Source organism: Sphingomonas mali NBRC 15500 (assembly GCF_001598415.1).
Lineage (GTDB): Bacteria > Pseudomonadota > Alphaproteobacteria > Sphingomonadales > Sphingomonadaceae > Sphingomonas > Sphingomonas mali.
In genome coordinates, this window is record NZ_BCYX01000001.1 from 370930 (window position 1) to 393031 (window position 22102).

The window sequence follows — 22102 nt, forward strand, 5'->3', positions numbered from 1 at the left end:
AAAGGTCGATAGCCGCTGCCGGTCGCCGCGTGGCGCACCGGCAGCGGCTATCGTCGTAAGTATCCTTACGCATGGCGCCGAATTCCGGGTCGCCGCAGGATTGCCCCATAGGAGGCTTACCGTGCATCGGATTGTGGTCGCGAGCGATCTGGCGATGACCCACGACACCGCATTCGGCCGCGGATGCGAACTCGCCGCCACGAACTGTGCCGAGCTGCATGTCCTTCGACTGGCCAGCCGGTACAAGCACTCGGCCAGCCCGGCCGCGGACGGCGCGGCAATGCTGGCAGAGGCGCGCGCGCGCTTCCCCAGCATCGCATCGATAACGATCAGCGCGCCGATACCAAGGAGCGCCCGGACGATAGCGGCACGCGCCGGCGAGTTGCGCGCCGACATCATCGTCATGCGTAACGAAATCGACCCCAATCAGGTAGATGACCGGCCCTTCGACCTGATCGTCGACGTCGCCCGCCGCACGTCGATTCCCGTGCTGGCGGCGCAAGGCGACTCTCACGCGCCATATCGGCGTCTGCTCGCCTTGCTCGATACCGGCGACGATGCGCGGCGCGTGCTGGACCTCGCATTGCGGATGAAATCGGCCGACAGCCTTTTCGCGGTCCATGCCTGCCCGAAGCATAGCTCCCGAGAGAAAACGGCAGAGGCGATGGCCGAACTCGAACGGGTGATCGCAACCGCGCTCGAAGGACGTTGCGACGCCGCCGCGACGATTACGCCGGTCGTACGTAATGGTGATCTCGCCTCGGTCCTGATCGAGGAATGGTCGGCGCTGCACCCGGATCTGATCGTGGCGGCGACACGCAAGCCGCACGGTCTGGAAGGCATATTCGGGCACAGCCACGTCGCCGACCTCCTCGAGATCATGCCCTTCGACCTGCTCGTCACCAACCTCGAGACGCGAGAGAACAACCATCTCGAGGAACCGGCGATGATCGGCGACGCGGGGCTCAAGACCAAGGCACTCGCGGCCGCCAGGCATCTCCTCCGTCGGGGCTAGCCGGGATCATCCCTGCCGCCGCTCCGACGCTCAGCGCAGACCAAAAAAACGCGTCCGGCCCTCCGTAATACCACCAATAGTGCCGCGCTCCGGCGCGGCTTACGCCGGGTCGACCCACCGCGGAGGCTGTCATGAAAAACTTGCTGCTGCTCGCGCATGACGACGAAGGACAGGAAGCTCGTCTGCAGGTCGCGATCGATCTCACCCGGCGTTTCAATGGGCATCTGACGTGTCTCGACGTCATCGTTCCGCCGCCGGCGATCGTCGACGACTCGGTGGGCACCTCGATCGCCAATACCCTGCTCGCGGACGAAATCGATCGCGAGACGGCGAACCGAACCCGTACCGAAGCGCGCCTGGCGCACGAGGACATTTCCTGGGACTGGCGCGAGGCTACCGGCGAGCTGGCACCATGCCTGCGGAGCGCCAGCCAGTTCGCCGACCTGATCATCGTCAACAAGCAGCTGGAAGACTATCCGTATACCAACATGCTCGGTGTCGCGAGCGAGGTGATCGTGACCTCGGAGAAACCCGTCCTCGCGGTCCCCCAGCACGTCGAGCGATATGACGGTGATTGCGCGGTCGTCGCCTGGAACGGATCCGAGTCGGCTACCCGGGCGCTTCGCGCTGCCATTCCCTTGCTGAGGATCGCCGAGCGCGTCTTTCTGGTCGAAGTCGCCGATGACGACGACAAGGGTGATGGCGATGACGACAATTCGGCGGAGGAAGCCGCGCGCTATCTGTCGCGCCACGGCATTCACGCGCGCGTCGAACGCGTCGCCCCGCTCCCGTCCGGGATCGGCCGCACGCTGATCGACGAAGCTGGTCGCCACGGCGCCGGTCTGGTGGTTGTCGGCGGATACGGTCATTCGCGGCTGCGCGAGGCGCTGTTCGGGGGCGTGACGCGCGAATTGCTGACTCATTCCCCCTACCCGTTGCTGCTGTCGCATTGATCGCGGAGCCCTGCGAACGACGCAGTGCGGCCGACCTGCTGGCATCGCTGGGCAGCAGCGACGCCGGGCTTTCCGACGCGGAGGCACGTCGCCGGCTGACCGTCTACGGCCCCAACGAGATCGCGGGGGAAGGTCGGCGCCCGCTGCTGTTCGACATCGTGCGGCGGCTGGCGAATCCGCTGGTGGCGATGCTGATCGTCGCGTCGATCATCGCAGGCGCCACCGGCGACCTCGCCAGCTTCGTCATCATAACGGCGATCGTGGCCGTCTCGACGGCGCTCGAACTGCTGCAGGAGCGGCATGCCCAGGCATCGGTGGCAGCGTTGCGGCGATCGATCGCGCTCACCGCCTGTGCCTGGCGGGGCAAGCAGACGAAGATCGCGGTGCGCGATCTCGTCCCCGGAGATGTCGTGTCCTTGCAGGCGGGCGACCTGGTCCCGGCCGATGGCATCGTCCTCGCGGCGAATGCCGCGCAAGTGAACCAGGCCGTCCTGACGGGCGAACCCTATCCTGCCGCAAAATGCGCGCCCGACCGGCTTGAAGACCTACTCGACGACGATTCCAACCGGTTGCTCCACGGCAGCTCGATGATCGGCGGCACGGCGACGATGCTGGTGGTGACGACCGGCCGGCACACCCAACTGGGCAAGATCGCCGGCTCGCTCGCGGATCGGCAACCACCCAGCGCCTTCGAACGCGGAATTCACCGGCTGGGCATCCTGATCGTCCGCCTGACGCTGTTCCTGACGCTGTTCGTGCTCGTCACCCATCTCGCGCTCGGCCGCCCACCGCTGCAATCGTTTCTGTTCGCCATGGCGCTGGCGGTCGGGCTGACGCCCGAACTCCTGCCAATGATCGTCACGATCGCGCTTGCGCGGGGCGCGCAACGCATGGCGGCCGATCGCGTGATCGTGAAACGCCTGGCCGCGATCCATGACCTGGGGGAAATGGACATCCTGTGCACCGACAAGACCGGTACGCTGACCGAAGCGCGGATCGAGTTGGTGGCGCATCCGGATCTGGGCGGCAGCGACAATCAGCGCGTCGTCGAACTCGCCGCGATCAACGCGACATTCGAGACCGGCCTCAAGAGCCCGCTCGACGTCGCCCTGATCGACCATGGCGCGGAATTGTCGATCGAGCACTGGTCCAAGCTCGACGAGCGGCCGTTCGATTTCGAGCGCCGGCGAGTCTCGGTGCTCGCCGAGCATGACGGCCATCGCATGGAGATCGTCAAGGGCGCGCCGGAAACCATCTGGTCGCTGTGCGACCGTGCGGAAATGCCCGACGGCAGCCTGGCGCCCTTCAACGACGACCTGCGGAAACGAGCCCGCGCACTCCACGAGGAACGCAGCGCAGCCGGTTATCGTCTGCTCGCGGTCGCCTGGAAGGAGGCCGAGGGCCGCCAGCGCATTGACACGGACGACGACGCCGGTCTCGTCTTCGCCGGCTATTGCATCTTCGCCGATCCGCCCAAGGCGAGCGCCGCGGGCGCGATCGCGAGGCTCGAGGCACTGGGTGTCGGGATCAAGGTCTTGTCGGGCGATACCGCCAACGTCGTCGCCCACGTCGTCCATGCCCTGGGGGTGCCATCCGACAAAATCCTGACCGGGGACGAGGTCGCCGCACTGGACGATGGTGCCCTGGCGGCCCGGGTCGAACAGGTCGACCTTTTCGCGCGACTGACCCCCGACCAGAAGCTCAGGGTCGTGCGGGCCTTGCAAGCGCGCGGTCACACGGTCGGCTTCCTGGGCGACGGGATCAACGACGCGCCCGCCATTCGCGCCGCCGATGTCGGGCTATCGGTCGATGGTGCTACCGATGTGGCGCGGGAGGCGGCCGACATGATCCTGCTCGCCGCCGACCTCAACGCAGTGGCCGACGGGGTCGAGGAAGGGCGCCGGACCTACGCCAACATCATGAACTATATCCGCATGGGAACGAGCTCGAACTTCGGCAACATGCTGACCATGGCGCTTGCGTCGCTGGCGCTCCCGTTCCTGCCGCTCACCGCCGTCCAGCTGCTGCTCAACAACCTGATCTACGACCTGTCGCAGATCGGCATTCCGTTCGATCGCTCGAGCGCCGTCGATCTGAAAAAGCCGCACGGCTGGAATATGCGCAGGCTGGTCCGGTTCAGTCTGATCATGGGGCCGCTATCGTCGGTGTTCGATATCGCGACGTTCGGGCTCCTGCTCGGCTGGCAGGGCCTCGATGTCGCCAGCTTTCGCGCCGCCTGGTTCATCGAATCGATCGCGACCCAGATCTTGGTCGTCTTCATCATCCGGACTCCGCTCCCCGTCTGGCGCTCCGCTCCGCATCGCGCGCTGCTGGCGAGCGCGTTCGGCGGGCTGTTCCTTGCGGTCAGCTTACCCTTCTCGCCTCTCGCGGATCTTCTTGGTTTTGGTCGCCTTGCGGCCACGTCGCTGGCGACGATAGCGGCGCTGGTCGTCGCCTATCTACTCGCTGCCGAGGCGCTTAAGCGGTTCGCGCTGGCTGCCCCCAAGGAGAACGCCCGCGCGCGACTCCCGGTTTGGAAGGGCCGATTTTGATGGGAAGCCGCGCCGGCCGTTCGCTCGGTCGGAACGGCGGATCCGGACGACGCGCTTGGCCTCGTCCGGATTGCGCCGGCGTCGATCAAGAGACGACGACGATATTGTCCTCGACCGCGGTCACGCCGGGCGCCGCCCAAGCCGCGCGTTCGGCTATCCCGCGCTCGTTCCACGCCTTGACGCGGCCGCCGAGCTTCACCTTGCTCCCTTCGGTGGCGACGGTGACCGTCGCCGCGTCAAGATTGGCCTGACGCTTGAAGGCGGCAAGGATGCGCTCCTTGATGTTGGCCGCCGCCGGCAACCGCTTGACCTCGATCATGTTATTGACACCGAGCACGCCGGACACGCGGCCGGCTGCCCTGCGCGCCTCCTCCGATTGATAGAACCAATCGACCGTGCCGGTCAGCGTGACCCAGCCATGCTCGACCTTCACCTTGATCCCCTCATCGGGAATCATGACGTTCCAGGAAAACAGATCGATGATCCGCTTGGCGATTTCATGGTCCGCCGATTTCGGTTCGGACGGAAGGCGGACCTTGATCTCTTCGGCGATCGCGTTGACCCCAACGACGCGTTTGGCCGCTTTTTCGGCGGCGAGCTTTTCAGGATAGCTCTTCACGAAACCGGAGAGCGTGACGACGCCGTCGATCACCGAGACGCCGATATCGGCGTGATCGACGCTCGGCTCCCATTCGAGTTCGGCCATGACGTCGTGCTGCAATTGGCTGTCGGTCTTTTTCATGTCGTTCACTCCTTTCATGCTTGCAGCATCGCGAGCACCCGAGCGGACGGTTTGCGGGCAAGGAGTCGTCCATCAGACCCGACAAGTGGCCGGCCGTGCGTCACGGCCGCGCGACGCTGCGCATTCCTATTGGTCACCCATCTCCAGGCGAGAAATGCGTAAGTATCCGTAGGACGCGATTGCGGTCCCACGTCCGGGTGGCCAGGTCGACCGGTCAGGTGCCGACCGGCCCTCCGGCAAGGTCGTCCAGCCTGTCGAGCAGCACCTGCTGGCTGGCGAGCATCGCCTGGCGCGCGTCGGCCACGGTCATCCAGCGCGCCGCATCGATTTCCGGAAAGCTGACGAGGCGCCCGCTGCCCCTCGGCCATTCGATCTCGACCATGTTGCTCTGCACGGTCGCGGGATCGACATCGCGTTCCAGCGCGAAGGCCTCGACCATTTTCCCGCCAGCCTGCCGCAACACTCCCAAGGGAGTCAGCGGCTCGACGACATCAATGCCCAGTTCCTCGCCAACCTCGCGCCGGGCCGCCGCCTCTGCCCCTTCGCCTGGCTCGATCAGCCCCTTGGGGATCTGCCACGCCCCTTTATCGCGGCGCCGCCAGAACGGACCGCCGGGATGGACGAGGAGCACCTCCACGCCGGCGCGGCGCCGAAACAACAGGATGCCCGCACTGATTGGCATGATCGCAGGCTACCTCTCCCGGATCGGTATCATTCCGTATCGCCCGACAGGGCGCACCGACCTATCGCGACGGGTACCGAGCGAAACGCCTTCATATCGCGAATGGCGTCTCGAAGGGAAACCAAACGCGTGACGGCCCCAACGCCCGACGAACCAAAGCATGTGCCCGAGACGGACCAGGGGGCGCTGATGGCCGCACTGGCCGACGGCAGCCTGTTCGGCGAGCCGATCGCCCGCCGCGTCGATACGCATGCGGCGACGATCTTCCTGACCGCCAACCGCGCCTGGAAGATCAAGCGCGCCGTCCGCTATCCCTATCTCGATTTTTCGACCGCCGCCTTGCGCCGGAAGGCGTTGGACGCCGAACTGCGATACAACCGCCGCACCGCGCCCGATCTTTATCTCGCTGTTCATGCGATTACCCGCGCCGCTCCCCGTTTCGAGCTCGACGGCGGAGGGCCGGTAGTCGACTGGATCCTGGAGATGCGGCGTTTTCCCGACGGCGCGCTGCTGGCCGATCAGGCCAGGGCTAGCGCGCTCGGTGAAGATTTGTGCGCCAGGCTCGCCGACCGCATCGTCGACTTTCATCGCGGCGCTGAGGTGGCCCGCGACTCGTCCGGCGGATTTCGTCGTTTGAGCGACATTGTCGCGGGCAATGCGCAAAGCCTGGCGCCCCACGAGCAATTGTTCGGCGCGGCGCGGATCGATCGACTGCTGACGGCACAGCGCGCCCTGCTCATGCGCCACCGCGATGTGCTCGACCGACGGAGCCGTGCGGGCAAGGTCCGCCACGTTCATGGCGATCTCCATCTGGCGAACATCGCGCTGATCGACGGAATACCGACAATGTTCGACTGTCTGGAATTCGATACCGATCTGGCCACCGCTGATGTGCTGTATGATCTCGCCTTCCTGCTCATGGACCTTTGGCATTGCGGCCTGCGCGATGATGCCAACTATCTATACAACCGCTATTTCGACCTGGCCCCCGAAGACGACGCCAGCGCCCTGTTGCCTCTGATGATGTCGGTGAGAGCGACGATCCGCGCGCACGTCGCGGCCAGCACGCTCGCCCGGACCGGGGAGAATAACGCAGGAAACGAGGCGCACGCCTTCCTGGCGCTCGCCGAAACGCTGGTGGCCGACACGCCGCCGCGGCTGGTGACGATCGGCGGGCTGTCGGGGACAGGCAAGAGCGCGGTAGCACGCCGGATCGCCGGCGATTTCCTCCCGCCCCCCGGCGCCCGGATCCTGCGCAGCGATGTTTGGCGCAAGCACCTTGCCGGCGCGGCCCTCGATCGACGGCTGGACCCCAGCTATTATTCGCAAAGCTTCAGCGCGACCGTTTATGCCCGCCTGGAACTGGAAGCGGAGCGGCTGATCCGTGCGGGACATTCGGTCATTATCGACGCGGTCTTCGCCGGCGAAGCTGAGCGCGAGGCCATCGCCCGCCTCGTTTCGACGACCGGCGTCGATTGGCAAGGATTGTGGCTCGATGCGCCGGTGCAAGTCCGCGTGGCAAGGGTCGCGCGGCGGCGCAACGACGTGTCCGACGCGAATGTCGAGGTGGCCCGGGAGCAATCGGCGATCGGCATAGGCTCGCTGCGGGGGTGGATCAGGGTGCCGGCGGACCGCGATCTGCCCACAGTCGTCACCGCGGCACGCGACCAGTTGCGGCTGCCCTGGCCGGGCAATGACGCAATGCCTGAAATCTCTCCGGGCGCGAAGCGGTCACCCATGTGACGAGCGCCATTCAAACGGACGGCCTTCCGCGCGCTGTCGGCACGGTGCGCATTCTCAACGATATCGCGGTCGACCGATCCGCCGCCAGCGGTGCCCGCTAAGCCCGTGGCTGCGCGATAGCGATCACGAACACCCATAGGTCGCGCAGGATCGAGATCAGCGCCCAGAGCGCGGCCGATCCGGCCGCCAGGATCACGACGAGGATCAGCAGCCCTCCGACGCGCGATCGGATCCGCGCACGGCGGCGTGCATCGGAGATCATGCGACGGCCGCCCGCGGCCGGCCCGCTCTTTCGCGGCCAGCATAGAGACGGTGGATCAACGCGGGCTCGGCCAAGGCTGTCCCGGGCGTCATCAGCGCCGCGGCCCCCGCCGCCATGCCGAGACGAACGGCTTGGCGTATGTCGAGCCCATCGATCAGGCCGTGGGTCAGTCCCGCCACCATCGAATCGCCGGTGCCGCTGCCCCCTGCGGGAGTCACTGCAAAGGCCGGCAATCGCACGGTTTCCTCGCGCGTAACGATCAGCGCGCCGCGCTCGGCCAGCGACACCAGGAGGATCGCTATGCCGCTCGATGCCAAAAGCTGCCGTGCGGCTTGCTCCTGATCAGCATCGGTCGCGAGCGCCTGTCCGACAAGGTCTTCGAGTTCCTCGAGATCGGGCTTGACCAGATACGCATCGGTTTCGAGCGCGCTCCGCAGTGCCTCACCCGATGTGTCGACGATCAGCCGCGCACCCGCCGCTCGCGTCCGATCGGCAACGTCAGCGATGATGGTCGGCGGCACGCCCGGCGGCAGGCTTCCCGACAGGACGACGAAACGAGCGCCGACCGCTTCCGCCGTCAACGCGTCGAGACAGGCTTGCTGTTCGGCGGCTTGAAGCGCCGCTCCCGGCAGGACGAAGCGATATTGCAGGCCGGTGCCGCGATCGTTCACGCAGAAACTCTGACGCGTGGCACTCGAGGTCGGCACCACGCGAAAGCGCGTGCCGCTCGACCGGACGAGATCTTCGAACGCCTTCCCAGTCCACCCGCCCGCTGGAAACAGCGCGACCGCGTCGGTGCCGAGCGCGTGCAGCAGGCGCGCGACGTTGATCCCTCCCCCGCCGGCGTCGTAACGCGGCGCATCGCAGCGGAGCTTCCGCGTCGGTCGAACGCGATCGGTCGCCGTGGTGCAATCGAGCGCCGGTCCCAGCGTCAGCGTGACGACGTCGGTCATCGCGATGCCTCCCGCGTCGCTTCAGCTGCGGCCACGCTCTCGAGAGCGCCGACGAAGCGCTCGGGGCTCAGCGAGATCGAGTCGATCCCCTGCTCGACGAGAAACGCCGCGAATTCCGGATAGGTGCCGGGGGCCTCTCCGCACAAGCCGACCTTGCTGCCGCAGGCGTGCGCGCGCCGGATGAAGTCGCCGATCAGCCGGGTGACCGCAGGGTTGCGCTCGTCGAACGATTCACGCAGCAATTCGGAATCGCGATCGATGCCGAGCACCAATTGGGTGAGGTCGTTGGACCCGATCGAAAAGCCGTCGAAGCGGGCGGCGAACTCCTCCGCCAGCACGACATTAGCCGGTATTTCGCACATCATGAACACCCGCAAGCCGGCGGCGCCGCGCTGCACCCCGTGGCGCGACATCTCCGTCAGCACGCGGTCGGCTTCGGCGGGCGTTCGGCAGAACGGGATCATCACGACGATATTGTCGAATCCGAACTCCTCGCGTGTGCGGCGGATCGCCTGGCATTCGAGCGCGAAACCGTCGCGGTATCGCGGATGATAGTAACGCGATGCGCCGCGAAACCCGATCATCGGATTTTCTTCGACCGGTTCGAAATCCTCGCCGCCGAGCAGGTGGCGATATTCGTTCGACTTGAAATCGCTCAGCCTGACGATGACCGGATGCGGATGGTGCGCCGCCGCGATACGCGACATGCCGCGCGCAAGCGTATCGACGAAGAACGCCGCGCCGTCCGGATAGCCGCGAGCGAGGTCGGCGAGCTGTTCCCGAACGGCCGCATCGCTCACCTGCTCGGGATGCGCGAGCGCCATCGGATGCGCCCGGATCAAGCTGGTGATGATGAATTCCAGCCGGGCGAGGCCGACCCCCTTGCTCGGCAGGCGCCACCAGCGGAACGCCTGTGCGGGATCGGCCATGTTGAGCATCAGCTCGGTCCGCGTCGCGGGCAGCTTTTCGACCGCGATATCCTCGTGAGTGAACGGCAGGATTCCGGCATAGACTTTGCCGATCGCTCCCTCGGCACAGGAAAGCGTGATCGCGGCGCCATCGGCGATCAGCGACGTCGCCTGGCCGGTACCGACGATCGCCGGAATACCGAGTTCGCGGCTGACGATCGCGGCGTGGCTGGTCGCCCCGCCATGGTCGGTGACGATACCGGCCGCTCGCCGCATGAGCGGCACCCAGTCGGGGTCGGTGGCGGTGGTGACCAGGATCGTGCCGTCGCGGAACTGCCCGATATCCTCCGGACGAGCGATGACGCAGGCATTTCCGGCGGCGATCCCCTCCCCGGCCGCCGCGCCCTGGGCCAGTATCGATCCCTGCTTTGCGAGTGTCCATGAACGCAAGGCGCTGCCTTGCCGATTGGCATGCACCGTCTCTGGTCGTGCCTGGACGATGAAGAGCTGACCGGAACCGCCGTCCTTCGCCCATTCAATGTCCATGGGCCGGCCGTAATGCTCCTCGATCACCACCGCCCATCGCGCCAGCTGGAGCACCTCGTCATCGTCCAGCATATAGGTCGAACGCTCGCGATCGCTGGTCGAAACGATCGTCGTCCCGAACGCCGGATCGGCCGCCAGGACCATCTTCTGCAGCTTGGATCCGCGCGCCTTTTCGACGATCGGACGGACGCGCTCATCCGATGCAAGCGGCTTGAACACCGTGTAGGTGTCCGGGTCGACAAGCCCCTGGACGACGGTCTCGCCCAGGCCCCAGGACGCGCTGATCGACACGACGTCCGGAAAGCCCGTTTCGGGGTCGAGCGTGAAGATGACGCCGGAGCCCGCCAGGTCGGAGCGGATCATCAACTGGACGCCGATCGACAGCGCCAGGTCCTTGTCGCCCAATCCTTTCGCCTTGCGATAGGCGATCGCGCGATCGGTATAGAGCGAGGCGAAGCACCCACGGCAGGCATCGAGCAGCGCGCGTTCGCCACGAACATTCAGGAAGGTTTCCTGCTGCCCGGCGAAGCTCGCATCCGCCAGATCCTCGCTCGTGGCGCTCGACCGCACGGCCACGGCCGGGTCGACGATATCATGCCGTCGTCCAAGCTCGCGATAGGCCTCGACGATCGCCTGCTCGATCGTGTCGGGAAGCTCCGCTTCCAGGAACAGCGAACGGATGGTCGTGCCGACCGCGGCGAGATCTGTCGCTCCGGATCGATAGGAGGCAAGGGCGTCGTCGAGCCTGGCCTGGAGATGCGCGGTCTCTACCAGTTCGCGATAGACGGCGGTCGTCGTCGCGAAACCGTCCGGGACGCTGATCCCCTTGCTGGCGAGACCGGCGATCATCTCGCCCAGCGAAGCATTCTTGCCGCCGACGAGCGCTACGTCATCGCGACCTGTCGCGCTCAGCCAGACGACCCGACTGTGCGTTTCCGTCGGCGGGCGAGTGTCCAGTTGCTGATCCATGCGATGAATTGTGCGGCCGGATTTTCATCGGAGACATAAGGAAAGCTACGGACCTCCGGCCGGCGTCGGCCGCCCGCCCGGCATCCGTATAGTACCGGATACTGCCGGTCGGTCGGTCGGCTCAGAGATAGGCCCGTATTCGATCTGAAAGGGATTCGGCCATGACCGCGCTGACTGTCACGAGCCATCGTCTCGCTTCGCTTGCCCGACGCCATACGCGCGCCGCGCTGGGCGGATCGGTTCTGGGCTGCATCGCCCTGGCCGAACTCGCGGCGGCGCTGGTGACGCACGCCACGGCCTGAAAGGGAGGAATGGGCGATGGACCATGTCGACCCCAAGGACATCAGGCACTTGGTGGTACTGGGCCATCCAGCGGAGCAGAGCTTCAACCGCTCGGTCGCGGAGGCATATTGCCACACGGTCGAAGAATGCGGCCAGACGGCGATCCTGCGCGACCTCTATGCGATGGGCTTCGATCCGCTGCTCAAGGCCGACGAGCGCCCGGGCTTGCCGGGTTTCGCTCCGTCGCCCGACGTCCGGCAAGAGCTCGACCTGATCCGCGACTGTGCGGTGATCACGCTGATCTATCCTCTGTGGTTCGGCATGCCGCCGGCAATCATCAAGGGCTATCTCGACCGCGTGCTCGGCGCCGGCGTACTGGCGAGCGAGCTCAAGGAGGGAAGCCCGCATCATTTCCTCCACGGCAAGCGGCTCGCGATCTTCAGCTCCTCCGGATCGACGCGTCCCTGGCTCGAGGAAAAGGGCCACTGGCGGTCGCTTCGCCAGGCGTTCGAAATCTATCTCGGCGAAATCTTTTCGCTCAAGGGCGACGACCACCTGCATTTCGACGCGATCGTGTCCAATAGTCCCGAGCAATATATCCACGAGAATCTCGAGATGTTGCACGAGCGGGCCAGAACGATCTGCGCTACGGTGTTGAGCGAGCGCCATGCCCGTCAGATGCGCTTGTTGTGCGGAGAACGGGCACTGGCCTGATCGTTCGGATTGATCAGGACCGATGCCCAGGCAAGCCAACTCACACCAGATGCGTCATCCTGTCGCCGGCTGGCGAAGCTGGTTCTTCGGACTGGCCTTGGTTGCCGCGTTGTTCGGGGCGGTTCTTCACTGGGGTGATGTCGAGCATTTCGCCGCATTGCTGAAGCAAGCCGAACCGGGATGGCTGGGCCTGGCGGCCATCTTCCAGCTGTCGACTTATGCCGGCGTGGCCGGCGGCTGGTCCGCGGTCCTCGATCGCGCGGGGACTCCCAAGCCGCTGGCTCGCCTCATGCGCGTCGCCGTGACCAAGCTCTTTGCCGACCAGGTGCTGCCCAGCGCGGGCATGGGCGGCAATGTCGTGCTGGTCGACCAGCTTCGCCAATTAGGGGTGTCGCGCGGCACCGCCGTGGCCGCACTGCTGCTGTCGATGATCGGCTTCTATGCCGCCTATGCGTTGTTCGCGGTCACGATGCTCCTGCTGTTATGGCTGAACGACCGCGCGACTCCGTTGATGGCCGGGATCGTCACCTTGTTCCTGGCCGTCGCGATCGCCATTCCCGGCCTGGCGCTTTGGCTCCGCCACAGGGGGAGCCGGCCGCTTCCGTCACGAATCGAGAAGATCGCCCTGGTTCAATCGCTGCTGGAAACCGTGAGCCAGGCGCCCGGCAAGTTGTTGCGCGATCGCCGATTGCTCGCGCGCGTGACCGCCTGCAATGCGCTCATCTTCCTCGCCGACGCGGGTACGCTGTTCGCCTGCCTGCATGCGCTTGGCCAGGATAGCTCGTTCGAGACGGCGTTCATCGCCGTCATGATGGCCTCGATCGTCGTCACCATCGGGCCGATTCCATTGGGTCTCGGCAGTTTCGAAGCCACGTCGACGACCACGCTGCGACTGCTCGGCGTTCCGTTCGAGGCCGCATTCGCGGCGACCATGCTGTTGCGGCTTCTGACACTCTGGCTGCCGCTGGCACCAGGCATGATCCTGATGCGTGGCATGTTGAAAGCCCGGCCCGCCAGAATGAAGTGACCAAATTTCCCCGCGCCTGCGCATCAGAGGCGCGCCGCCGACATCCACGATCACTGGCAGCCCAGTGAGAGGGGAAGTCGCACATCCAGTATTTCCGCTATTTGCGGGTCTGACCATCGCTGGCCGACCAGAACGCTGGCGGCGGCGCCAAACCCGGACTATCGTGGCGCGCAATGACCGAGCGTCGCGACAAGCCCAGCTTTGCCAGCCTGTTCAACCGCGCGCGCGCGGAGGCGGAGGCGGCACCGCAGGCACCGACAGCGCCGTCCGTTGCGGAAACCGTGACGGACGAGCCTGCGCCGCAACCACGCCGCCGCGACGAATGGGCCTATGAAGCGATGCAATTCCTGGTCGATCCGGCGCGCGTGCGCATCTGGCCGGGCAATGCGCGCATTTACGAGGATCTCAGCCCCGACAATTGCCGCGACCTGATCCAGTCGATCGCGACCGAGGGGATGCAGAAAGTTGCCGCAGTCGTGCGTCCGGTGTTCGACGACGCGCTCTACGAATATGAAGTGATCGCCGGGACCCGGCGGCATTACGCGGTATCGCATCTGCGCGCGACCAGCATGCCGTCGCTGCGTTTCCTGATCCAGGTCGAAATCCTCGACGACGAGGCCGCCTTCCGCCTCGCCGACCTGGAAAATCGCGCGCGCAAGGACGTGTCCGACATCGAACGCGCGCGCAATTACGCGGCCGCGCTGCACGATCATTATGATGGCCATCTGACGCGAATGGCCGAGCGGCTGGCGCTGTCCAAATCCTGGCTGTCCAAGATGATCCGGGTTTCGGCGTTGCCCGATCAACTGCTAGCGGCGTTCGGGTCGCCGGGCGATCTCCATCTCAAGCCGGCCTATACGCTGGCGCAGAAGCTCGACGGGCCCGCGGGACCGGTCATCATGGCGACCGCCATCCAGATCGCCCGCGCGCAAATGGCCCGCCGCGCCGACGGCCTAGCGCCCTATCCCGCGGCGGAAGTGCTGCGGCAGTTGAACGACGCGTCGAGCCCCGCGTCGGAACAATCCGCCGAACTACGCGGCCCCACCGGCCGGCTGGCGATGAGCGCGAACGCCAACAAGAATACATTGACGCTGAAGCTGCACGCCGGCTCCGGCGTGACGCGCAAGGCGATCGCCGACGCAGTCCGCGCCGCGCTCGACGCTGCGGAGGCCAAGGGATTCTCGCTGGGTCTTTCGTCGCGGGACGAAGAAACCGATTAGTCGTTACTGCCGGTCGGCGTTGACGCCCGGTCGGGTACCTGCCCGCTCCGTCGCCATATCCCCTGGAGCACGCGGCCGAGCATCGATGGCGCACCGGGCCGCAGCAATAGCCAATCGCGGATCGCCGGTCCCGGCTCTGCGCCGATCGTGCTCTTGTAACCGCTATCGCCCGCGCCCCAATCGACCTTGGTCATGCCCTGCTGGAGCGCCCGAACAAGATTGCGATAATAGAGCAGCCGACCCGGCGAATGTTTGGCAAAGGTCGGATCATAACTGTTGGCGATGGCGTATTTGAGCGTCCCCAAATTGAGATCGAACGAAAAGGCGGCCGGAACCTCATCGACCGTCAACAATGCGGCCGACATCATCTCGGCGATCACCGGATCGGCTGCAGCCTGGCGCCAGAACGCGCCATGGCCACGCTTGGTGAACTTGGCGTCGCTGCCATCGGTGCGCGCGGCGATCCAGCTCTTTTGTTCGATCGCTGCAAGCTGCTCGAACCCGCCTGCAGCAAGATCGGCGCCGCTCAGGAAACGCCAGTCGAGCGCACCGTGATCCGCCAGATGCTTTTCGTGAAAGCGGTTCTTCTTGAGTGTCGACGCACGCGGCCAAGCCCCCTGGCTTTGTGCAGCAATCATATCGAGCAGATAGGAATCCGCCACGAAGCGGTCCAGCACGAGCCAATGCCGCCGTTTGGCCGCCGCGATCAGCCCGCTCACCGCGGGGTCGCCATCATAGGACGGGCCGATGCGCAGCCCGTTGACCTCTTGCCCCAGCCGATCGACCAGCACGTCGAACGCGCCGTCCGAGGCATCCACGCAAGCGGGGAAGCCGCGAAACGGCCAGTAGCAGCCGGGAATCGCCGCGAGTCTTGCCGCTTCCGGCCCGAACCCGGCGAGCGGCAGGGCGATGACCGGATAGCCGTCGCGTTCGACGATCAAGGTCCGCGCGCGACCGCCATAAGCGGCGATCGCTGCGGCGAACCATTGATAGCGGAGGAATCGGTGTCCCTCGTCTGCTTGCTCCGCGACCGCATCGATCAACGCCGACAGGCCGTCGAACGCGGTGGCGCGCATCACGGGGGGCAGGCGTGTGAACTCGCTGAGCAGCATCGGCTTGGTCATGATCGCCGGCTATACCGACGAGCCGTTACCAAGCCGTTTTGGTGGGGGAAACTCTGGTCTCGCCAACTAGGTCGCGCGTGACCGCCATTCTCCTCCCGCTTCCCTAATCGCCGATAGCCCGCCATGATGCCGGCGATGCAGCCCAACACCGTCTCGACGATCGCCCAGACCATCCAGCTCTCGCTGTCGCCGGTGTTCATGCTGACCGGTATCGGCGCGTTGCTCAACGTGCTGGTCGGACGGATGGCGCGCGTGGTCGACCGCGTGCGCGACCTGGAGAAGCTCCACCCGTTGTCGAGCGGGCCCGATCGCGATCGCTACGTCTCGGAACTGCGTATCCTCGACCGCCGCATCAAAGTGATCAATTTCGGGCTGTTCCTGGCGGTATCGAGCGCGGTGATGACCTGTCTGGTCGTCGCTCAATTGTTCGTCGCCGAACTGATCGGGCTGCGCATCGCCACCATCGTCGCGCTGACCTTCACCACGGCGATGCTATTGTTGATCGCCGCTTTGATCAGTTTCATCGTCGAGGTCCGCACCTCGCTGCGGGCGGTCAAGGTGCGTGAGGAATTGCTCGAAGAGCGGCAGGGCTAGCGCTTGCCCTCCACCCCCGCTCCCGCGTCGGCCGACGGCGCGTAATTCGGCGCCACGCGCGCCTTCGACGCTTGTTCGTAGACGTACCCCGCCTCGATCAGCTTGCCGTCGCTATAGGCCGGACCGATGAACGACAGCCCGGTCGGCAATCCGCGCACCAGCCCCATCGGCACCGTCAGATTGGGATAGCCGGAAATCGCCGGCAATTCGGATGAGCTCGGCCCGTTATACTGATCGCCATAGATCGGATCGCTCAACCAGGCTGGACCATAAGTGGGCTGGACCAGGATCGTCGCGTCGGCCTGTTTGAGCATGCCGTCGATCGCCGCCTTGGCCAGGCTCAACGACTTGTCGCGTTGCGCCTGATAAGTCGGCTCATCCGTCCCCTTCGATTTCGCCGCCATGTCGAAGATCTCCTGCGCGAAATAGGGCATTTCGGCGTCGGCATTGGCGGTATCGAACGCGATCACATCGTCGATCGTGCGCGTTTTCACGCTCGGCGGTGTCGAGGCGAGATATTTGTTGAGGTCGGTCTTCAGTTCGAACTTGAGCACGTCGAACTCGGCGTCGCCCATGCCGTCCGTCTTGGGCCGCTGGACGTCGACCAGCACCGCGCCTTGCGCCTTGAGCACCGCCAGCGCCTGATCGAAGCGCACGGCGACGAGCGGAGGCATATCGGGACGGTAAACCGCGATCCGCGCGCCCTTGAGCGACGCGGTGGCCAGCCCGGCGGTGAAGTCCTTGCGGTATTTGCCCGCATCCTTCGTCGCCGGATCGGCCGGATCGCTGCCGACCATCGCCGAGAATAAGGTGGCGACATCCCGGACGCTGCGCGCCATCGGTCCGGGCGTGTCCTGGCTATGACTGATCGGCACGACATAGGTGCGGCTGACCAGCCCGAGCGTCGGCTTGAGCCCGACCAGGCCGTTGACCGACGAGGGACAGACCACCGATCCGTCGGTTTCCGTCCCCAGCCCCGCCGCGGCGAAGCTCGCTGCCACTGCCGCTCCCGTCCCGCTCGACGACCCGCATGCCGTACGATCGAGACCATAGGGATTGCGCACCAGCCCGCCGATTCCGCTCCACCCGCTCATCGCCTTGGTCGATCGGATGTTCGCCCATTCGCTGAGATTGGTCTTGCCCAGGATGACGGCGCCCTGCGCCCGGAGCAGCGCGATGACCGGCGCGTCGCGATGGGTCAGATTGTCCTTGAGCGCCAGGCTGCCTGCCGTGGTCGGGACCGGGTCCTTGGTCTCGATATTGTCCTTGATCAGGATAGGGATCCCATCCAGCGGGCCGAGCAGCTTTTTTGCCTTGCGCCGCGCGTCGCTCGCTTGTGCTTGGGCAAGCGCATCGGGATTGAGCGCAATGATCGCGCGCAATGCCGGACCCTGGCGGTCCATGCCCGCGATACGATCGAGATAGCCGCGCGTAATGTCGACGCTGGTGTCCTGCCCCTTGTCCATGCGCGATCGCAATTGATCGATCGAGACCTCGGTAATGGGGTGCGGCGGCGGCACGTCTTGCGCGATCACGGGCAATGGTGTGGCGAGCAGGATCAGAGCGGCGAAGCGGCGCATGGCAGTCCCCTTTTATGGCGGGCCTTCATCGTCCAACTCCTTCCCTTCGACAAGCCGGATGCACGCGTTATGGTATCGCCATGGCTGCTGCGCTCGAAACCCAGGCGATCATCATCGGCGCGGGCATGTCGGGACTGCTGGCGGCGATTCGGATGAAGCAAGCCGGGGTCGATTTTGCCGTGCTCGAAAAGAGCCTGGAGGTCGGCGGAACCTGGCTGGACAATTGCTATCCGGGTTCAGGTTGCGACGTGCCGAGCCACCTCTACAGCTACAGTTTCGCCGGCAATCCGCACTGGTCGCGGCTGTTCGCGCGCCAACCCGAGATACTCGATTATTTCCGCGACCAGGCGAATCGTTTCCAACTGCGACCGCACCTCTGTCTGGGCGTCGAGGTCGCGAGCGCCGATTGGGATGAGGCGAGCGCGCGATGGACGGTCACGTCGACCGATGGCAATCGCTGGCGCGCTCCGGCGCTGATCGTCGCCACAGGCCAACTCAATCGCCCACGCACGCCCGACTTACCCGGCCGCGAGAGCTTCGCCGGAGCGCAGATCCACACCGCGCGCTGGCATGCCGATACATCGATCGCCGGCAAGCGTGTGGGCGTGATCGGCACCGGCGCGAGCGCGATCCAGATCGTGCCCGAAATCGCGGGGGAGGCCGCGCATCTCACCGTGTTCCAACGGTCGCCACACTGGATCATCCCGCGCATGGACGCGCCGATCCCTCCCGCGATGAAGCGGCTGTTCGCGACTATCCCGTTGTTGAGAAAGGCGTTTCGCGCATTGATCTGGCGGCGGCTGGAAGCGACTCACCCGGCGATCGCGGCGCCGGGTGGCGCCAAGGCCCGCGAGATGGAGAAGATGGCGCTCGACTATCTCGCCGCAACCATCCCCGACCCCGATTTGCGCCAGGCGCTGACTCCGGATTTCCCGATCGGCTGCAAACGCACGCTAGTCTCGGACGATTATTATCCGGCGCTCGTGCGCGACAATGTCACGCTCGAAACACGCGCGATCGAGCGAATCGAACCGGCCGGTGTGCGGCTCACCGACGGTTCGCTGATCGAGCTCGACACGATCGTCTGGGCGACGGGGTTCGAAACCCACGGGTTCGTCGCCCCGATCGCGATCAACGGGCCGAACGGAAGCCTGGCGCAAGCCTGGGAGAACGGCGCCAGCGCCTATCGCGGCACCACCATCGCGGGTTTCCCCAATCTGTTCCTGCTGTACGGCCCCAACACCAATCTCGGGCACAATTCGATCATCTTCATGGTCGAACGCCAAATGGAGTACGCGCTGCCCGCGATCCTCAAAGTGGCACGCGGCGAGGCGCGACGGATTGTGGTCAAACCCGACGCGCACGAGGCCTATAATCGGACATTGCAGGCGCGGCTGGCGACCACCTCCTGGGCGGCGGGGTGCGGTAGCTGGTACAAGACCGACGACGGCGTGATGCCCAACAACTGGGCCGGCAACACCGCCGAGTTCGCGCGAATGATGAAACGCTTCGATACGGAAGCGTACGAGATCGCCTGATGCGGGTGCGCGACGCACAAATGAAAAGAGGCTGCCGGGGATTCCCATCCCCGGCAACCTCCTAACATGGTCAGCGGCCGGAAGCTCCAGCCCGGAGGACCATGCGGACCGCTATTCCTGTGACCCTAAGCGTTGATTGAGGGAGGATACCCCCCGCGAAGGATCGGCGGATTTAGCGGCGCGTCCCCCGAACGAACTGAACCGACCCCACTGCTGAACCATGAGACATCGGATCACCTCCTTTCGCTTGTTGAAACATCGTGACCAACACTGGCCACGACGCCAATGTGAATCGTACGAGTTTGTAATTCAAGTCTTGTAATGTTCGGGAAAATCGACGATTCTCTTTCGCCTGTTGCTTGTCAGCGCCCGAAGGCGGCGCGGAGCTCTTCTTTTGCCTTTTCCAGCACCTTTTTCTGCTTCGTCGGCAAATCCTTGCCCGCGCGGTTGATATAGAATGTCAGCATCGACATCGCCGACTGGAACGGCGAGCCTTTACGGCGGTGGCTGTGCTCGGCGGAGCGCCTGAGCGACAAGGCGATCGATTTCGGATCGTCGCGCGTGGAAACGTCCCGCTCGAGATCGAGCGCGTTCGAATGCTCGGTAACGTCCTGCGACCATTTCTTTGCGGCTGCCATCGCTTCAGTGCCGCTTGAAATATTGGACTTCGCGCTCGTGCTTCTCGGCGCCCTCGCGTGTGTCGAACGTGCCGAGGTTGCGGCGCTTGTGCGTCTTGGGATCGACCTTGCGCGAATAGAGCCGGTATTCGCCCGATTTGAGCTTGCGGATCATGTGTCGTCTCCTCGCGACCGGAGCATCGCGCGGAAAAGTGGAAACCGGTTTTCCGCAACAGCGATGCGACAACAAAGACTCAACGCATGGAGCGACGATCTTATCCCCGGCAATCCTCGATCACGCGGCCGAGTTCGGCATAAGGCGGCACCACCAAGGGCGTCGCGCCGGCGCGGTCGACCACGAACCGCCCGCGGCTGAACACCATCGCGTCGAGCATCGCGTCGGTGGGCGCGAGCTGGCTCGCGACATAACCGGCATCGCCACCGGTCGAGCGCAACGGGATCGACCGCGTCAGCGTCGTCGTGCGGATCGTCGCGGCATCGCCGGCGCCCCGGACCGACAGGTACATCGCCCCGCGCGTGCGATCGCATCGCAGAGTGAGCAGCGCATCGGCACCGACCGGCCCGAACAAGGCGATCGAGCCCACGCCGTCCTTGCGATAGGCCCAGTCGCCAGGCGTGAACGGCCATTGGTTCCAATCGGAGGCGAGCGGCGGCGTGACCACCGGCGGCGGACTCGGCCGCACCACGGGCGGCGGTGCGGGCCGCGCCACAGGCGGCGGCGCGGGCGGCGGGACGCAGCCGGCCAGCAAGAGGGCGACAGACGTTGCGACGGCGGCGAACTTGTAGCGCATCGCCCGACCATGGCCGCGAGCGTTGCGCGCCTCAACCCCAAAGCGCCATTCGGGCGTGGATCGGCGACGTACGTCGCGCTACGATCGTTTCGCATTCAACCGTGAAAGGGCAAAAGTGGCCGAGACGAGCATCCAACCCCTGGTGGCGGCGACCCTGGACACGACGATGAAGGTCAGGGGCCGCGATGGCGGCAAAACGATCGGCGCGCTCCACGCCTTCATGGTGCACAAAAGATCCGGCCGGGCGATGTATGCGGTGCTCAGCCTGGGCGGCTTCCTGGGCGTCGGCAAACATTTCTACGCGGTCCCGATCCAGCTCCTCGCCTACGATCTCGCCGCCGACGCCTATGTCGCGAGCGTCGAACCCAAGACGTTGGAGGGCGGACCCAATTGGTCGGGCACAGCTCCAGATTTCGACCAGGCCTATGCCGATCGGCTGGCCAGCTATTACGGCGCCGACAAACAGGATCTGACGGTCGGCTAGGTCAACCGATCAAGCCCTTGGTGAAGGCCTGCCAGGCAGGCGTCAGGTTGAGCACGATGCGTGCCACTTGCGTCACGAGAAAGAACGCCCCGCCCCATTTGGTCGCCTCGTGCAGCCGGCCAAGCGTGCGCAGATCGTACGCAACCAGGGCGAGCAACAGGATATCAGTCAGGACCATGCCACCGATCGGGGGCATGACCGGCAAATGGGTAAAGCGCGTCACCCGCGCCAGCGGCGTGGTCAGGAGAGCGAGCGTGCCTAGCAGCATCAGCCGCTTGTGCCAGGCGGCCCGCTTGCGCATCACGACTGCGGCTGCGGTCAATATCGCAAACGTGAAGATCGCCCCCAGCGGAAAGATCAGTGGTGGCCCGGACGGTGGCAAGTGCGCGGCGGCCGCCGTCTGCTTCAACACGATCGCGGTCGTGACGCCGAGCGGCACCATCAATATCGCCAGCACGGCCGCGGCCGGGCCGACCAGGCGATGTATGTCGGCTCGCCCTGCCGATACCAGCCCGGTCTGAACGACATAAAGCAGCATCCACGCGGTAAACACTGCACCGTGAACATGGACCAGCAACGATAGCCGCGGCGCCGCGAACAGGCCGGCAAGATAATAAGAGGGTGCAAATCCGACGAAGGTCAGGACGGCCATCGCTATCGCCATGCCGGCGAAGAATCGCCGCTCGTCGCTCAGCCGTCGGCCGGCCCGGCCTGCCATCGTCGCCATATGATCCACCGTCCCGTTGGGAGCATCAGGGATCGGCGGTCTGACAGCCAAAAAATAG

Annotated in this window: 22 protein-coding genes; 11 read left to right on the top strand and 11 right to left on the bottom strand. The window is 65.3% G+C overall.

All coding sequences use genetic code 11. From position 1 onward, the window contains the following. Positions 1-121 precede the first annotated feature (121 nt). The 3 genes from SMA01S_RS01695 to mgtA all read left to right on the top strand — a co-directional run bounded on the left by SMA01S_RS01695 (position 122) and on the right by mgtA (position 4520). Positions 122-1015, top strand: coding sequence for a universal stress protein (locus tag SMA01S_RS01695; RefSeq protein ID WP_066816575.1), 894 nt, complete (start codon positions 122-124; stop codon positions 1013-1015). A 131-nt stretch (positions 1016-1146) separates the two neighbouring features. Further along, entirely contained in the window at positions 1147-1968 is an 822-nt protein-coding gene (locus SMA01S_RS01700) for a universal stress protein (RefSeq protein ID WP_066816578.1), read from the top strand. After that, complete coding sequence (gene mgtA / locus SMA01S_RS01705) at positions 1965-4520, top strand: magnesium-translocating P-type ATPase (protein WP_157093733.1); 2556 nt, start codon at positions 1965-1967, stop codon at positions 4518-4520. Before SMA01S_RS01700 ends, mgtA begins: the two co-directional genes overlap by 4 nt. A gap of 85 nt (positions 4521-4605) precedes the next feature. On the opposite strand, the gene SMA01S_RS01710 is transcribed toward mgtA, so the two are convergent. Beyond that, the gene (locus tag SMA01S_RS01710; protein ID WP_066816583.1) at positions 4606-5262 is read right to left on the bottom strand and encodes a BON domain-containing protein; all 657 of its coding nucleotides are present in this window, start codon (positions 5260-5262) and stop codon (positions 4606-4608) included. A gap of 214 nt (positions 5263-5476) precedes the next feature. Next, positions 5477-5944, bottom strand: a complete 468-nt coding sequence (locus tag SMA01S_RS01715) for an NUDIX hydrolase (protein ID WP_066816585.1) — start codon at positions 5942-5944, stop codon at positions 5477-5479. A gap of 189 nt (positions 5945-6133) precedes the next feature. Between SMA01S_RS01715 and SMA01S_RS01720 the strand changes: the two genes are divergently transcribed. Further along, positions 6134-7687, top strand: a complete 1554-nt coding sequence (locus SMA01S_RS01720) for a bifunctional aminoglycoside phosphotransferase/ATP-binding protein (RefSeq protein ID WP_169804159.1) — start codon at positions 6134-6136, stop codon at positions 7685-7687. 97 nt (positions 7688-7784) lie between these two features. On the opposite strand, the gene SMA01S_RS24390 is transcribed toward SMA01S_RS01720, so the two are convergent. Genes SMA01S_RS24390 through ppsA form a run of 3 tightly spaced genes read right to left on the bottom strand, consistent with a single transcriptional unit; the run spans position 7785 to position 11325 of the window. Next, the gene (locus SMA01S_RS24390) at positions 7785-7949 is read right to left on the bottom strand and encodes a hypothetical protein (RefSeq protein WP_157093735.1); all 165 of its coding nucleotides are present in this window, start codon (positions 7947-7949) and stop codon (positions 7785-7787) included. Further along, on the bottom strand, positions 7946-8902 hold the full coding sequence (locus SMA01S_RS01725; RefSeq protein WP_066816587.1) for a 1-phosphofructokinase family hexose kinase: 957 nt from the start codon (positions 8900-8902) through the stop codon (positions 7946-7948). The genes SMA01S_RS24390 and SMA01S_RS01725 overlap by 4 nt, the downstream gene beginning before the upstream one ends. Then, on the bottom strand, positions 8899-11325 hold the full coding sequence (ppsA, locus tag SMA01S_RS01730; protein WP_066816589.1) for a phosphoenolpyruvate synthase: 2427 nt from the start codon (positions 11323-11325) through the stop codon (positions 8899-8901). Before ppsA ends, SMA01S_RS01725 begins: the two co-directional genes overlap by 4 nt. A 161-nt stretch (positions 11326-11486) precedes the next feature. Here ppsA and SMA01S_RS24395 point away from each other — a divergent pair, with 161 nt between their 5' ends. From SMA01S_RS24395 to SMA01S_RS01745, 4 genes are all read left to right on the top strand, one after another. Next, a complete protein-coding gene (locus SMA01S_RS24395) occupies positions 11487-11627 on the top strand; it encodes a hypothetical protein (RefSeq protein ID WP_157093736.1) in 141 nt (46 codons plus the stop codon). A 16-nt stretch (positions 11628-11643) separates the two neighbouring features. After that, a complete protein-coding gene (locus SMA01S_RS01735; RefSeq protein ID WP_066816590.1) occupies positions 11644-12321 on the top strand; it encodes an NAD(P)H-dependent oxidoreductase in 678 nt (225 codons plus the stop codon). Between the two features lie 49 nt (positions 12322-12370). Further along, entirely contained in the window at positions 12371-13348 is a 978-nt protein-coding gene (locus tag SMA01S_RS01740; protein ID WP_218016795.1) for a lysylphosphatidylglycerol synthase transmembrane domain-containing protein, read from the top strand. A 173-nt stretch (positions 13349-13521) separates the two neighbouring features. Then, positions 13522-14568 carry a ParB/RepB/Spo0J family partition protein gene (locus tag SMA01S_RS01745; RefSeq protein ID WP_084249970.1) on the top strand — a complete coding sequence of 349 codons (1047 nt, stop codon included), beginning with the start codon at positions 13522-13524 and terminating at the stop codon, positions 14566-14568. Here SMA01S_RS01745 and SMA01S_RS01750 read toward each other — a convergent pair. After that, positions 14565-15692, bottom strand: a complete 1128-nt coding sequence (locus tag SMA01S_RS01750; RefSeq protein ID WP_066816594.1) for a GNAT family N-acetyltransferase — start codon at positions 15690-15692, stop codon at positions 14565-14567. The genes SMA01S_RS01745 and SMA01S_RS01750 overlap by 4 nt on opposite strands. 126 nt (positions 15693-15818) lie before the next feature. On the opposite strand from SMA01S_RS01750, the gene SMA01S_RS01755 reads away from it, so the two are divergent. Continuing rightward, positions 15819-16286 (top strand): DUF2721 domain-containing protein, encoded by a 468-nt coding sequence (locus SMA01S_RS01755; protein WP_174543067.1) that lies wholly within the window; start codon positions 15819-15821, stop codon positions 16284-16286. Here the strand turns inward: SMA01S_RS01755 and SMA01S_RS01760 are convergent. Beyond that, entirely contained in the window at positions 16283-17866 is a 1584-nt protein-coding gene (locus tag SMA01S_RS01760) for an amidase (RefSeq protein WP_066816597.1), read from the bottom strand. The genes SMA01S_RS01755 and SMA01S_RS01760 overlap by 4 nt on opposite strands. 80 nt (positions 17867-17946) lie before the next feature. Between SMA01S_RS01760 and SMA01S_RS01765 the strand changes: the two genes are divergently transcribed. Beyond that, entirely contained in the window at positions 17947-19404 is a 1458-nt protein-coding gene (locus SMA01S_RS01765) for a flavin-containing monooxygenase (protein ID WP_066816599.1), read from the top strand. A gap of 362 nt (positions 19405-19766) precedes the next feature. On the opposite strand, the gene SMA01S_RS01770 is transcribed toward SMA01S_RS01765, so the two are convergent. From SMA01S_RS01770 to SMA01S_RS01775, 3 genes are all read right to left on the bottom strand, one after another. After that, complete coding sequence (locus SMA01S_RS01770) at positions 19767-20042, bottom strand: DUF3175 domain-containing protein (RefSeq protein ID WP_066816603.1); 276 nt, start codon at positions 20040-20042, stop codon at positions 19767-19769. A 4-nt stretch (positions 20043-20046) separates the two neighbouring features. Then, positions 20047-20196 (bottom strand): hypothetical protein, encoded by a 150-nt coding sequence (locus SMA01S_RS24400; RefSeq protein WP_157082174.1) that lies wholly within the window; start codon positions 20194-20196, stop codon positions 20047-20049. Positions 20197-20296: 100 nt separating this feature from the next. After that, a complete protein-coding gene (locus SMA01S_RS01775; RefSeq protein ID WP_066816605.1) occupies positions 20297-20833 on the bottom strand; it encodes a hypothetical protein in 537 nt (178 codons plus the stop codon). Positions 20834-20975: 142 nt separating this feature from the next. On the opposite strand from SMA01S_RS01775, the gene SMA01S_RS01780 reads away from it, so the two are divergent. Continuing rightward, entirely contained in the window at positions 20976-21317 is a 342-nt protein-coding gene (locus tag SMA01S_RS01780; protein ID WP_245649108.1) for a PRC-barrel domain-containing protein, read from the top strand. A gap of 1 nt (position 21318) precedes the next feature. On the opposite strand, the gene SMA01S_RS01785 is transcribed toward SMA01S_RS01780, so the two are convergent. Beyond that, positions 21319-22044: a hypothetical protein gene (locus tag SMA01S_RS01785; RefSeq protein ID WP_066816607.1), complete on the bottom strand. Its 726-nt coding sequence runs from the start codon at positions 22042-22044 to the stop codon at positions 21319-21321. Positions 22045-22102: the final 58 nt, after the last annotated feature.

Bases quoted from the DNA above. Each gene is read 5' to 3' on its own strand.
- SMA01S_RS01700 (WP_066816578.1), top strand. From the start codon at position 1,147: ATGAAAAACTTGCTGCTGCTCGCGCATGACGACGAAGGACAGGAAGCT.
- SMA01S_RS01710 (WP_066816583.1), bottom strand. From the start codon at position 5,262: ATGAAAAAGACCGACAGCCAATTGCAGCACGACGTCATGGCCGAACTC.
- SMA01S_RS01715 (WP_066816585.1), bottom strand. From the start codon at position 5,944: ATGCCAATCAGTGCGGGCATCCTGTTGTTTCGGCGCCGCGCCGGCGTG.
- SMA01S_RS01720 (WP_169804159.1), top strand. From the start codon at position 6,134: ATGGCCGCACTGGCCGACGGCAGCCTGTTCGGCGAGCCGATCGCCCGC.
- SMA01S_RS24390 (WP_157093735.1), bottom strand. From the start codon at position 7,949: ATGATCTCCGATGCACGCCGCCGTGCGCGGATCCGATCGCGCGTCGGA.
- SMA01S_RS01725 (WP_066816587.1), bottom strand. From the start codon at position 8,902: ATGACCGACGTCGTCACGCTGACGCTGGGACCGGCGCTCGATTGCACC.
- ppsA (WP_066816589.1), bottom strand. From the start codon at position 11,325: ATGGATCAGCAACTGGACACTCGCCCGCCGACGGAAACGCACAGTCGG.
- SMA01S_RS24395 (WP_157093736.1), top strand. From the start codon at position 11,487: ATGACCGCGCTGACTGTCACGAGCCATCGTCTCGCTTCGCTTGCCCGA.
- SMA01S_RS01735 (WP_066816590.1), top strand. From the start codon at position 11,644: ATGGACCATGTCGACCCCAAGGACATCAGGCACTTGGTGGTACTGGGC.
- SMA01S_RS01740 (WP_218016795.1), top strand. From the start codon at position 12,371: ATGCGTCATCCTGTCGCCGGCTGGCGAAGCTGGTTCTTCGGACTGGCC.
- SMA01S_RS01745 (WP_084249970.1), top strand. From the start codon at position 13,522: ATGACCGAGCGTCGCGACAAGCCCAGCTTTGCCAGCCTGTTCAACCGC.
- SMA01S_RS01750 (WP_066816594.1), bottom strand. From the start codon at position 15,692: ATGACCAAGCCGATGCTGCTCAGCGAGTTCACACGCCTGCCCCCCGTG.
- SMA01S_RS01755 (WP_174543067.1), top strand. From the start codon at position 15,819: ATGCCGGCGATGCAGCCCAACACCGTCTCGACGATCGCCCAGACCATC.
- SMA01S_RS01760 (WP_066816597.1), bottom strand. From the start codon at position 17,866: ATGCGCCGCTTCGCCGCTCTGATCCTGCTCGCCACACCATTGCCCGTG.
- SMA01S_RS01765 (WP_066816599.1), top strand. From the start codon at position 17,947: ATGGCTGCTGCGCTCGAAACCCAGGCGATCATCATCGGCGCGGGCATG.
- SMA01S_RS01770 (WP_066816603.1), bottom strand. From the start codon at position 20,042: ATGGCAGCCGCAAAGAAATGGTCGCAGGACGTTACCGAGCATTCGAAC.
- SMA01S_RS24400 (WP_157082174.1), bottom strand. From the start codon at position 20,196: ATGATCCGCAAGCTCAAATCGGGCGAATACCGGCTCTATTCGCGCAAG.
- SMA01S_RS01775 (WP_066816605.1), bottom strand. From the start codon at position 20,833: ATGCGCTACAAGTTCGCCGCCGTCGCAACGTCTGTCGCCCTCTTGCTG.
- SMA01S_RS01785 (WP_066816607.1), bottom strand. From the start codon at position 22,044: ATGGCGACGATGGCAGGCCGGGCCGGCCGACGGCTGAGCGACGAGCGG.